The following is an 11,555-nucleotide window of genomic DNA, read 5'->3' as shown; positions in this document are numbered from 1 at the left end:
CCACCTCCTTTACCCAAAGTGGCGTGCGTAAAGCCGTATGTAGTTCTGAAGCTGCAACTAAAGTATAGGGGCATGATCCGGGGACGAGTTATGAGGCAAGTATGACTTATACCTAGTTAAATTTATCCTTTTATTCTATTATATATAAAATATAAAAAAGGCCGCCACACCATGGTGGCGGACCTATCTGCGCTCGGCGACGACCGCGCGGCGGTTATCTCCCAAGCTCGAACCGACGCGGAAAGGATCTGTATTCCGTCAACTCGAACGGCACCGAAGGCTCCGCCCAAGGGACGCCCATCTCCGAAAACAGCTTTCCGGAGGCAAACGCTTCCTTGATCGTCGACTCGATTCCCTCGATATAAGCCCCAGGCTCTTCGGAGGACTCGGACGTTTGCACGCGGGAGGAAGCGATCGGCTTGATGCGGACTGCCGACTCGAACGCGCCGTTCGCCGCAAGCGTGAACTTGCGAGCCGATTCCAGGGATACGTCGAGCCGGTCGGTCCCTTCAATGGCGCGGATCAAATTCCGGTACCTGCGCTCCATGATTCCTTTCCCCTCTTCCCGGCACTCACGCTGGCTGACAATGGCTCCGTCGCGCCACACCGTTACTTGGTTGTCGTAGGTCCATTCCAGCATGCCCTCCGTCCCCTCGATCCGGATGCGCTGCTGTTCCGTTCGTTTCGCGCACAGCGTCACGTAGAAGTGAATCTCCGTGCCGTCGCTCATCCCGATCCTTATCGCGGACGTGTCGTCGCTGTCGATCGGATTGGCATGATAGAGCTCGGCGGTAACCCGGGAAGGCGCTACGGACGGGGCCGCGGCTCCGGCGAGAAGCTCCGACAGCTTCAGCATGCTGTAAAGCAGATGCGCCGCCGGATTGTGAAACGCGCCGTCCATCACGAGATTCCCTCCGGACATGAGCTTGCCCGCCCAGGGAGTGCGCCGATAATACGCGCTTGTTCTTGTCAAGAGCGCAAGGCCCTTGATGCCTCGAACCTGCCCGATCTCGCCTGTTCCGACGGTTCTTTCTATAAGCTCCAGCGCTTCCGAAGACGGGGTAAAGAAATTAACGCCGCAAAGCTTGCCGGTTCGGCAAACGGCTTCCAGAATGCGGTCGACATCCTGAATAACCGCGCCGGGGGGCTTCTCCAGCAGGACATGGTACCCGGCCTCCAGCGCGTCTATGCACATTGGAGCGTGCAGCGCGATCGGCGTGGAAATAATGACGAAATCCGCGGCCTTCTCGTTTGCGAGCATCTCCCGGTAATCGGAGTAATGCCGAAGCCCCCGCTCCGCGACGATGGCCGCCGCATGCTCGGTGAAGCGCAGGTCGCTTACGGCCCCAAGCGCCAGAACGCCTTCGTCCTGCAGCCGGACGAGCTCGTTCAGATGGTTGCGGCCGAAGCCGCCCGTGCCGATCAATAACGCATGGCGAACTTTCATTGATACTCCGTCCTCTCCCGAAACCCGTTCATCACTTCGGCTCGTTCGTCCGCGTGTACGGCTGCGCTCGAGGCGTTCAGCACATCCGCTCCGGTCAAAGTCGAGTGTTTTCCTTTCGTTCTATTGACAAAATCCTCTACGATGCCGACCGGCGGCTGAAGAAGCGGTACCTGGCGAAGCTCTTGCGAGCGGGTCGTCAGCAGAAAGACAGCTGTACGAGATATCAAGGGATCGCCTTGCAGCCGAAGCTCGGCGGAACCTTCCGTTCCCGTTACGAAGATTCGGCAGTCTCCCCACGTCCAGCTTCCGTCCGGCGTATGCCAGTCGGCGTACAGCTGGGCCGCCAGACCATCTTCCATCGTGACCAACAGCTGGGCTGCGTCGTAAAAGGTGGGGTGCTCCGGCATAATGCGCTTGCTCATATAACCTTGCGAACCCGAGATTTCGTTGCCCGTCAGCCAGCGAAGCAGATCCAGATCATGAATGAGCAGATCCTGAATGATCCCGCCGGAAAGCGCCCGGTCAAAAAACCAGTCCGGCCGATTTGACGCGCCAAGTCTGTGCGGCTTGCGCATGGCGATCGATACCAGCCTTCCCAGCGCTCCTTCTTGAATGTAATGCCTTAGCGTAAACACCGCCGGACTAAAGCGCTGCGTGAGCAGCATGCCCGTCTCGATTATTCCGCGTTCTACCACCTTGCGCAGCCTCTCGAGTCCGTCTCGGTTCGTGACGGCAGGCTTATCCAGCATGATAGCTTTGCCCGTCCTCTCGCAGGTCTCCACGACATCGATTTTGCGGCTGTTGACGGCTGAACAGCCAACGAGCTCGACCTCGTCGGCAAGCGCATCCTCCATTCGTCCCAGCAAAGGAACGCCGTGCTTGGCCGCCAAGCTCTCCGCGAGCCTTCGACTTTCCCCTGGTTCCTCGTAAATGCCGGCGCAATGATAATCCAAATCCAGCATCGCCCCAAGAAACGTTCCGATATGCCCGTGCTGGCAGCCGATTATCGAAAATGCGGGCTTGCGGGAGAGCGCCCAATCCTTAGGCCAGATCATCTCGCTTCGCCTGCGCGGCCGACGCATCCGCAAAGCATCATCTTCTCCATCGCGAGCCGTTTGACGGCTTCCTTGGCCGGGACCATATATTTGCGAGGGTCGTTTTCTCCGGGATTCCCGGAGAAAACCTGCTTGATCGCATCGGAGAATGCGATGCGCAGCTCGGTCGCGATATTCATTTTGGCCATGCCGAGCGATACCGCCTCCTTAACCTGTTCGGGAGGGATGCCGGAGCCTCCATGAAGCACCAGAGGAACCTCGACCCGCTCGGCAATTCGCGCGATGCGGGCAAAATCGATATTCGGCGCGCCCTTGTAGATTCCGTGCGCCGTGCCGATCGCCGGCGCCAGCGTATCGACGCCCGTCAGCGCCACAAAACTCGCGCATTCCTCCGGATCGGCCAGCATGGCGTCGCGTTCGTCGACGACGATATCGTCCTCGACGCCTCCCACCTTCCCAAGCTCGGCCTCCACGTTGACGCCGGCCGCGGATGCCACGGCCATGACGGCCAAGGTGCGTTCCGCGTTGTCCGCGAATGGATGCATGGAGGCATCGATCATGACGGAGGTATACCCGGCGCGGATGCACTTTACGATTAGCGCATAGTCCGTGCAATGATCCAGGTGAAGTCCGATCGGAAGCCGGGTCCGGTTGGCGGCGACGGTGGATGCGGCGGCCAAATAGTCGGGTCCCAGATGTTTGACGGTGCCGACGGTCGACTGGATGATCAGCGGCGATTCGGTTTCGACGGCGGCTTCCACGACGGCTTGCAGCATTTCTAGCGTATGGACGTTGAAGGCCGCAACGGCGTACCCGTGTGTTCTTGCGTGCTGCAGCATGGAGGTAGTGGAAATAAGCGGCATGGTGATTCTCCTTTCAATATTCGATTTATGAATATTATAATTACATTAATGATTTTATATTTCAAAATATTGATTGAATATATCATTTTTTTCCTTTATACTACAACCATAAACCAGTATATAGGAGGAAAAATGATGAGTTTGACTTATCAAGAAACGAAACTACAGTATGCCGCCTTGCGACAAACGTTTGACTACATGCTCGTCGAGCGGGAACGTATCGTTCGCTTTGCCGAGAAGCATGCGCCGGCTTCCATGACCTTCGTCGGATGCGGTTCCAGCTACTGTCTATGCGAATCCGCCGCGTTCTCCGCGCGCCTTCGAGCGGGGATTCCGGCCCAGGCGATCGCGGGTGGCGATCTTCTGCTGAACGCGGATCGATACGCCCCTCTCTTAGCTCGCACCTTGCTCGTGGCGCCTTCCCGCTCCGGCAGCACCACGGAGGTCGTGGAAGCGGTTCGCCGGCTGCGGGAAAGCAGCGGAACGCCGGTGATTTCCATCTCCTGCGTGATCGGCTCTCCGCTCTCCGCGATGGCGGATTTGTCGCTTGAGCTTCCATGGGCGTTCGACGCGAGCGTCTGCCAGACCCGCACGGTCGTTAACCTCTATGCCGCCAACCTGCTGATCTCCGCCTTCCTCGGGCAGGACGAAGCGCTGATCGCCTCGGTCGACGCTGCAATCCGGGAAGGCGAAGCTTATATGGCGAAGGTCGAAGCCGGCATCCGCCAAGCGGCAAACTTCGATTGGACGAACGCGGTCATGCTGGCGGACGGCGAACTGCAAGGCATAGCGGCGGAAGGCGCGATCGCGCTCACCGAAATCGCGGGCGTTCAAGCCCATTCGTTCCACCTGCTGGACGTCCGGCATGGTCCGATGGTCGTCGTCGGCCCCGAAACCCTTGTCATAGCGGCCATATCGGGGAGCGGGAACGAACATAGGCATAACCTGCTCCGCGACTTGAAGAAACGTGGAGCGACCGTCATCGTCTATACGGATAACGAAGAAGCCGTGCCGGAATCGACCGTCGATTTCGTCGCCGCATCGGGTGTTACGCTTGATCCCGCCTCGCAAGGCATCCCGCTTTTATTCATCCCTCAGATCGCCGCGCTTTGCCGCGCGGAACGGCTGGGCATGAATCCCGATCATCCGGACGGCCTTGCCGCTTGGGTCGAACTGTAAACGAAGAAGCCCTTCTCGATGGAATATGGGAAGGGCTTCTATCTTTATCGAACTTAGCTGGACACGGCGGCGGCTTGCCCGTTATAAATGTGCGGGTTCTGGCGCCGGCATTCCTCCATCACCCACATCTGCTGACGCACTTGCTCCGGCGTAATTTCAAGCGGGGCTCCCGTCGTCAACGCGTCATGAAGCATGAGATACAACCGCTCCGTCATGTGCCCAAAGAGGCTTTGTCCCTCGGGAAGCGACATCTTCCAGCTGTTTTGATGCCAATCCAGCGTTTCGTTGCAATAAGCGGGCAGACCGTTCGCGTTAATAAGCGGCTCCTTGATGAGCTGCTGGGCCGGGGCTTCCTCCGGCTTGAAGTATTTCCATTCCAACTGATCCCCGCTGCCGCGCAGCCCTCCGTTCGTGCCCTGAATGTTAAAGGCGTCCTGAGGATAAACGCAGCAGGAGGAAATCTCGATGTCGACGGTCGGGCGGCCCTGCCCCCTCATGATCAACTTCACGTAGTCTTCCGCGTCGCCGAACGTATTGGCCCGGTCCATGATGCAGGTAATCTGCGGCAGGACATCCGTTCCGAATAATTGCAGCGCTTGGTCCACCGGATGAGGTCCCGTATTCATCAGGTTGCCGCCGTTGTTGCTTTGCAGCGTCTGCCAGTCCCAGCGGCGCGCGAACCCGTTCAGGCTGATATCGACTTGAACGATGCGTCCCAGCACGCCGGAATCGATAACGCTTCTGATTTGCTGGAAGGCGGGATGATAGCGGGATTGCTGGAAGACGGCAAGCAGCTTGCCCGAACGAACGGACGCCGCGATCAGTTCATCGACCTCCTCCGGCGATTTGGCGAGGGGCTTCTCGCAGAGGACGTTGAAGCCGCGGTTCAGCAGCTCCAGCGAAATCGGAAAATGAAGATGGCTCGGGGACGCATTGACGACCAGGTCGAGTTCCTCGCGAGCGACCATCTCCTCCCAAGTCTCGTACGTTTCGCAGCCGAATTCCTGCCGCGCGCGATCCCGGCGCTCCGGCAACGCGTCCGCGATCGCGGCGATGCGGTAATGCCCCGGAAGCTGGACCAGCAGATTGGCGTGAATGTCGCGCCCGCTGCGTCCCTGTCCGATAATGCCAACCTTTAGCGGATTACTAGTCATTGAAATATCCCTCTTCCTTATCCCGTATTGGATTTATGCGCCGTCCTGCATTCAAGCGCCATGCCGGCTTTACACCTTCGTCCGTGCCCGCTACCGAGAGGCTGCCAATAATTCGCGTACGACGTTCAAATCATGCTCCAGTCTCTCGTAGGCCGGGAACGGGGCATGGCATTCAAGCGTCATCCAGCCGGAATAACCGACCTCGCGGAGAGCTTTGAACAAAGGCAAGTGATCCGCGCCGCCTTCCCCGAGCCGGCTCTGAAGAAACTTTTCCTTGCCGTTCCGGGTCGTGGAAGTAAACGTGCCCGGCGCTCCGACCTCATCGACCCGGAGTTCATCCTTGACATGAACGTGGAACAGACGGCTGCCAAGCTCCAATACGGAATCGCGCCCGTAATCCGTGTCGGTAATATACATATTGCCCGCGTCATGGATCATGCCGACGTTGTCGTAATCGATCATATTCAGCAGGCGCAAGCTTCCCTCCACGGTTTCGACTAACGAATCGTTATGAATTTCCATCAAAACCTTCACCTTGTGCTTCATGGCTTCCTCCGCGCACAGGTTCACCCAATGAGCCGCTTTGACATAATGATAATCGTTCGCCAAGAACGCGTTCGGACCGCCCGGATAGATGCGGATCATCCCGCAATCCAAGTGCCCCGCGATTTCCAGCAGCTGCTTGAACTCTTCGAAGCTGTTTCTCGCCTCGCTGTCGCTGGCATCGGAGAACCCTCCGACATATCCCGCCAGCGCCGGTATCTCCAATTCCAGCGAGCTGGCAAGCGCCTTCACTTCTTTGACTCTAGCAAGACTCGTTTTTGGCGAGATATGAGGCTCCCTTGCCGCGATCTCGATGCCGTCCATGCCAAGCTTCTTCGTCAACTGCATGGCTTCCTGAATGCTGTGTTCGATCAATACGCCGCTAAATGCCGCAATCTTCATTCGGCTTCCCCCTCAGTTCATTCGTTCGATTCGAAGAAAAAACGAGTTTTCCCGATTTATATGTGCTTTCGACCGATAGCCTGCCGCCGTCCCGCCTGAACAAGACGAGATCCGCCGGCGCGCCGTCCGACAAGCCGGCTGCCGCGGGAAGCCCCATAAATCCCGCTGGTCCGGTCGAAGCCATGTTCCATGCCGTCCCAAGTTCCGCGAGCCCGCGGTTTGCCAGCCGTTCGATTCCCCAGAGCAGCATCTGAGCCGAGCCTGCCAGAAGCTGCTCGTTCTCCGCAAGGCAAAGCCTGCCATCCGCGTCGAGCTTCACCCGCCCCCCGACATGCGTCGTGTATTCGCCGGCGGGCAGTCCGCTCAAATACACGGCGTCGCTGACCAGCAGCGCGCGGGGACCTTTCACTTTCATGACCACCTTCAACACTTGATCGGGCAGATGAAAGCCGTCCGCGATGACGCAGCTCCAAAGATCGTCCTGGGCAAGCTGCTCCCATAAGTAATTCGGATGCCGTGGCAGCATCAGGTGGGCGGCATTGCCGAAATGCGTCGACATTCTGGCCCCGCAAGCCACGGCTTCCCGGATTTGCTCCGACGTTGCCGCGGTGTGTCCAATCGACACCGTAACGCCGCTGTCCGCGCATCGGAGAATGAACTCTTCGCTTCCCTCCCACTCCGGAGACATCGTCACGATGGCGATGCGGCCTCCGGAAGCTTCCTGCCATGCGCTAAACAACTCCCAATCCGGCTGCCTTACGAAATCTTTGCGATGCGCTCCCCGAGCCCCGTCCTGGGCCGAAATGAACGGACCCTCCAGATGGATGCCGGGAATGCAGGAAGCGGCGGCGGGATCGCTCTCGCAGGCTTGCCGAATCGCTTTCATCGCTTCAATGATCGACTCCGGACGATTGGTGACGATTGTCGGACAAAAACCGGTAACGCCTTCCTTCCAAAGCTGCCGGACCGTGTCGCCGACCATGCCCGGATCCAAGGGAAATCGATTGAAGTCGTTCCCCAAAAAACCGTTAATCTGCAAATCGACAAGTCCCGGCGCGGCGTAAGGCAGCGATGCCCTTTCCGCATGTTCGGCTTCGCTCCACGTAATCCGGGTTATCCTGCCATGCTCGATCTCGATCGTAATCGGTTGTTCCGTTTCATAATGGAGCGCCTTGAGTTTCATCGTCATCCCCCCGGAAAAGATGCCTCGTCTACGAGCAGCAGACAATCGGCATGCGTCCTTAAGCTCGTGGCCATCTTGCATCGCTTCCTAGCTGTCAAACAAGATTTCTTTGCCCTCGGCCGCGCTTTTGTAGATCGTTTCGATCAGCTGAACGGCTTTCGCCCCGTCCTCGCCCGTGCTTATCGGCCTCGCGCCGGTCTCGATCGCGGCCATGACGTCGATTAACTGGCTTTGGTGGTAATCGGAAACGATGTTTCTTGGATCCGACACGCCGCCGAGTTTATTCTTTTGCGTCCGGTCCGGTTCGTCCCAGCCGGGAACGGACCAGCGCACGATTTCCGTGCCTTCCATCTTGATGGTGCCTCTCTCGCCGTAGAGCGTGATCGATGCCGCGTAACCGGGAGAGACGGAAGTCGAAGCCATGACGGTGCCGAAAGCCCCGCCTTCAAACCTCAGGATTGCAAGCCCCAAATCCTCCGCTTCGATGTGATGGGTCTGCGTGGCCGTCTTGCCGAACACCGATCGAACGTTTCCCGCGAACCAAAGCATTAGGTCCAGACAATGGATCCCCTGATTCATCAGGACGCCGCCATCCTCGGAGATCGTTCCTCTCCATTCGGCGCTGTCGTAATATTCCTGGCTTCGGTAGTAGGGAAGCGATACTTCGGCCAACAAGAGCTTGCCGAGACCGCCACCGTCCATCACCCGCTTGATCGCTCGATTTTGGGGCTCGAGCCTACGCTGGGAGATAACTGAAAGAGCGACTCCCTTTTCCTTGGCTTTGTCGACCAGCGCTTGCGCGTCCCTCGCGTTCATGGCGATCGGCTTCTCCACCACCAAATGTTTGCCCGCATTCAGTACGTCGAGCCCGATTGATGCGTGGCTGCCGCTCGAAGTCGTGACGCAGACGATATCGACGTCGGAGCGGTTAAGCAATTCCTTATAATCCGTGGTCCAGTCGCAGCGCTCGCGGTCCGCAACCGCTTTCGATTTTGCTTCGTCCCTGCTGGATACGATCCGCAAGCTCGCATTATCGATCCGCCGTATCGCCTCCGCATGCATATCCGAGATGCTGCCGCAGCCTATCAATCCGAACCGCCAATGAGTCAATCGCTTACACCTCCTTCAGCAACGCCTTCAACGCATCGAGCGTAATGCGCGTTCCCGTCATCCGGCTTCCGCCCGCCGGCGTGAAATGCGTTTCGATGGTAAAAAGCCCTTCGTAGCCATCCGCAGCCAAAGCGCGAAGCTGCGCGATGACCGGCACGGCGCCCGATCCAAGCGGCACGCAGCGTCCTTTGCCGTTATGGCCGACGTAGGCATCCTTGAGATGGACATGGCCCACAAGGTCTTTCAGGACTTCATAACCCGCCGGATACGCTTCCCTGCCCGTATGGGCCTCATTGCCCGGATCCCATAGCGCGCGCAAGGCAGGCGAATCGACCGAACGGACGATCGCGGCTACTTCTTCGGCGACACCCCCGTTGCACGAAGGTTCGTTCTCGAGCAGAAGCTCCATCCCCTCCGAAGCGGCAATCCGGGCTGCCCGCCTTAGGTGACCGCCGATCTCTTCGGTATGGAGTCCCGGGTCCTCCTCCCGCCAGAACGAGAAGATTCTTATTCGATGAGTGCCGAGCCTTTTGGCGATCTCGATCACTCTCGGCAGCTTATCGTGGTGAGCCTCCACGCTTTCTTCCTTTTGACCGAAGGTATCTCCCGTAACCACGGGTCTCGCGGGATCCAGCGCGCATTTAAACAGCGGCGACGCGACGGCCGATATGTACAGCCCCCTTGCTTCAGCATGGCGGCGGATCTCAGCAGCCTCCTCGTCGGTCAGTTCCGCGACATTGCGCCCGCCCACCATCCGCACTTCCACGTGGCTGAGGCCCTGCTCCGCCGCCCAATCGAGCGCTTCCTCGTAACAGTCGGATACTTCGTCCGTCAATACGCCTAATCTGTCCAACACCATCGGATTGATCCCCTTCCTTCATTCGCCTTGTAAGACAACCCCGCAGCACAAAAAGCCGACAATCGATGAAAGCCTTATCCAAACGTTCTCGAGAAAAGCCGCAGCAGATCCGTATCCTTGATCAGTTTTGTTCGCCCGTCCAGCCGAACCGCTTCCTTGTCGTCGTAATATCGGGTATCGGCCAAGCTTGTATTTATATACGTAATCTTCATTTCATATGGAGCCGGCAAACTGTACGGGCTGCATTCCTTTCTTCGCCTGACGGCTTCCATCGCGGACTCGCCGATTTCTTTTTGGACCCTCTTCGGCGCTTTCAGCAATCCGGAATGGCGTCCGGCTGCTTTTTTTGTTTCGTAGGTAAAAACCGTTCCCAATTGCTTCTTCGCCTCGTCGCAGGTTTTGTCGTCGCCCGATACGAAAATGACCGGCACGCCGTGAAGGCCGAATAGCAGCGCTTCGAACCCGATCTCGCCGATCGGCGTTCCGTTAAGCTCCAGCCCGAATATATCGGCAATGCTCCAAGAATGATCCAGTATCGCTCCCTCCGTACCGGCCATGCCGTGATAGCCGACCAACAGCGCGCCGTCGAACGTAGAATCGACGCCGGGAAAACGCGACGACATCGCCAGCGGACCGACTACGTATGATGCGGCAGGATGAAGGCGGTCGAACAAAAAGTTATATCCGGTTGCGTGGGCATCCTTGACAATAATCTCCTTGGCCCCCGCTCGGACCAGTCCCTCCACGACGGCGTTCACCTCATCCGTCAGCAGCTGCCTCGCTTCCTGATATAAGGTTTCTCCCCGGGTAATCTGTTCTTTGAACGCGATTCCCGCAATCCCTTCCATATCGACGCTGACGTAAAATTTCACGAATACCATGCCCTCCCGCGTACCTGCCGTCATACCTAGCGTGACACAGAAATAGCCGACGGACCATTAGACAAAATTGTCTTATGCCCGACGATTCTATCCAACAACCCGAAAACGAAATGAACGACGCAAGAACTTAGTTCGTCTCGTCTACCGCGTTTTCAAAGCGTTGATTCTCCGGCGCTCCTGCTCGAGCGCTTCCAAATAAGCGATCGATCTGTCCTCCATGAGGTCGAGCAGCTGTTTTCCCTTGTCGGCCGTTGCTTCCTGCGGAAAGCCCCAATAACCGTCTTCGGTAATGTCGATGACGTCGAAATAATCCATATAATCCTGAGGGACCGTGGTATGAGCCGTTGCAGGCACGATAGGCTCGACATGTTCCGGACAAAGATGCAGCATGATTGACGTTTCTTTCTCTCCGGCATGGAGGTCGTGCTGCACATGGTTCAGAATGTCGCCTTGCCGCGCCCCCGAGATATTAGACGGGATGAGAATCACGTCCATATCCAAGCCGCGCTCCACGTAATCTCGGTTCATCTGGCGAATGGTCGGCTTCAAGATCCAATTGCCGCCGTGCCCGGTAAAAACGATCAGACGGCGGAAACCCGAGTATCGAAGGGACTCCGCGATATCGCGAATAACGAGCGCAAGCGTATCCGACCGCAAATAGACGGTTCCCTTGCTCTCCCGATGTTCGATGGAGGATGAGATGCTTAAACAAGGAAGCAAGTAGGCGTTCAACCGTCGCGCCAACCGGGCAGCGATTTCTTGGGCGATGATCGCGTCCGTGCCCACCGGCAAGTGGCTGCCGTGCTGCTCGACCGCGCCGACAGGAAGGACGGCAAGTTCGCATTCCTTCTCCAGGAACTGCTTCCTTGTGTTATACAT

Annotated in this window: 11 protein-coding genes; 1 reads left to right on the top strand and 10 read right to left on the bottom strand. The window is 57.7% G+C overall.

The window, feature by feature from the left end; all coding sequences use genetic code 11:
• Positions 1-214: 214 nt before the first annotated feature.
• Genes H7F31_RS19880 through H7F31_RS19870 form a run of 3 tightly spaced genes read right to left on the bottom strand, consistent with a single transcriptional unit; the run spans position 215 to position 3,365 of the window.
• On the bottom strand, positions 215-1,447 hold the full coding sequence (locus H7F31_RS19880) for a Gfo/Idh/MocA family protein (protein ID WP_187100194.1): 1,233 nt from the start codon (positions 1,445-1,447) through the stop codon (positions 215-217).
• On the bottom strand, positions 1,444-2,502 hold the full coding sequence (locus H7F31_RS19875; RefSeq protein WP_187100193.1) for a Gfo/Idh/MocA family protein: 1,059 nt from the start codon (positions 2,500-2,502) through the stop codon (positions 1,444-1,446). The genes H7F31_RS19880 and H7F31_RS19875 overlap by 4 nt, the downstream gene beginning before the upstream one ends.
• On the bottom strand, positions 2,499-3,365 hold the full coding sequence (locus tag H7F31_RS19870) for a class II fructose-bisphosphate aldolase (protein WP_187100192.1): 867 nt from the start codon (positions 3,363-3,365) through the stop codon (positions 2,499-2,501). Before H7F31_RS19870 ends, H7F31_RS19875 begins: the two co-directional genes overlap by 4 nt.
• 135 nt (positions 3,366-3,500) lie before the next feature.
• Here H7F31_RS19870 and H7F31_RS19865 point away from each other — a divergent pair, with 135 nt between their 5' ends.
• Positions 3,501-4,544, top strand: a complete 1,044-nt coding sequence (locus H7F31_RS19865; protein ID WP_187100191.1) for an SIS domain-containing protein — start codon at positions 3,501-3,503, stop codon at positions 4,542-4,544.
• 53 nt (positions 4,545-4,597) lie between these two features.
• On the opposite strand, the gene H7F31_RS19860 is transcribed toward H7F31_RS19865, so the two are convergent.
• The 7 genes from H7F31_RS19860 to H7F31_RS19830 form a co-directional block, all read right to left on the bottom strand.
• On the bottom strand, positions 4,598-5,698 hold the full coding sequence (locus tag H7F31_RS19860) for a Gfo/Idh/MocA family protein (protein ID WP_187100190.1): 1,101 nt from the start codon (positions 5,696-5,698) through the stop codon (positions 4,598-4,600).
• 90 nt (positions 5,699-5,788) lie between these two features.
• The gene (locus tag H7F31_RS19855; protein ID WP_187100189.1) at positions 5,789-6,643 is read right to left on the bottom strand and encodes a sugar phosphate isomerase/epimerase family protein; all 855 of its coding nucleotides are present in this window, start codon (positions 6,641-6,643) and stop codon (positions 5,789-5,791) included.
• Positions 6,624-7,826, bottom strand: coding sequence for an N-acetylglucosamine-6-phosphate deacetylase (locus H7F31_RS19850; protein ID WP_261800059.1), 1,203 nt, complete (start codon positions 7,824-7,826; stop codon positions 6,624-6,626). The genes H7F31_RS19855 and H7F31_RS19850 overlap by 20 nt, the downstream gene beginning before the upstream one ends.
• An 87-nt stretch (positions 7,827-7,913) precedes the next feature.
• A complete protein-coding gene (locus H7F31_RS19845; RefSeq protein WP_187100188.1) occupies positions 7,914-8,936 on the bottom strand; it encodes a Gfo/Idh/MocA family protein in 1,023 nt (340 codons plus the stop codon).
• 4 nt (positions 8,937-8,940) lie between these two features.
• Positions 8,941-9,795, bottom strand: coding sequence for a sugar phosphate isomerase/epimerase family protein (locus H7F31_RS19840; RefSeq protein ID WP_187100187.1), 855 nt, complete (start codon positions 9,793-9,795; stop codon positions 8,941-8,943).
• 74 nt (positions 9,796-9,869) lie between these two features.
• Positions 9,870-10,667 carry a M55 family metallopeptidase gene (locus H7F31_RS19835; protein WP_187100186.1) on the bottom strand — a complete coding sequence of 266 codons (798 nt, stop codon included), beginning with the start codon at positions 10,665-10,667 and terminating at the stop codon, positions 9,870-9,872.
• 150 nt (positions 10,668-10,817) lie between these two features.
• On the bottom strand, positions 10,818-11,555 hold the full coding sequence (locus H7F31_RS19830) for a creatininase family protein (protein ID WP_261800537.1): 738 nt from the start codon (positions 11,553-11,555) through the stop codon (positions 10,818-10,820).

Source organism: Paenibacillus sp. PAMC21692, from assembly GCF_014303795.1.
In the GTDB taxonomy this organism is placed as follows: Bacteria; Bacillota; Bacilli; order Paenibacillales; family Paenibacillaceae; genus Pristimantibacillus; species Pristimantibacillus agaridevorans.
Note: the sequence above shows the minus strand (reverse complement) of the source record. Positions and strands in the feature narration are given on the sequence as shown.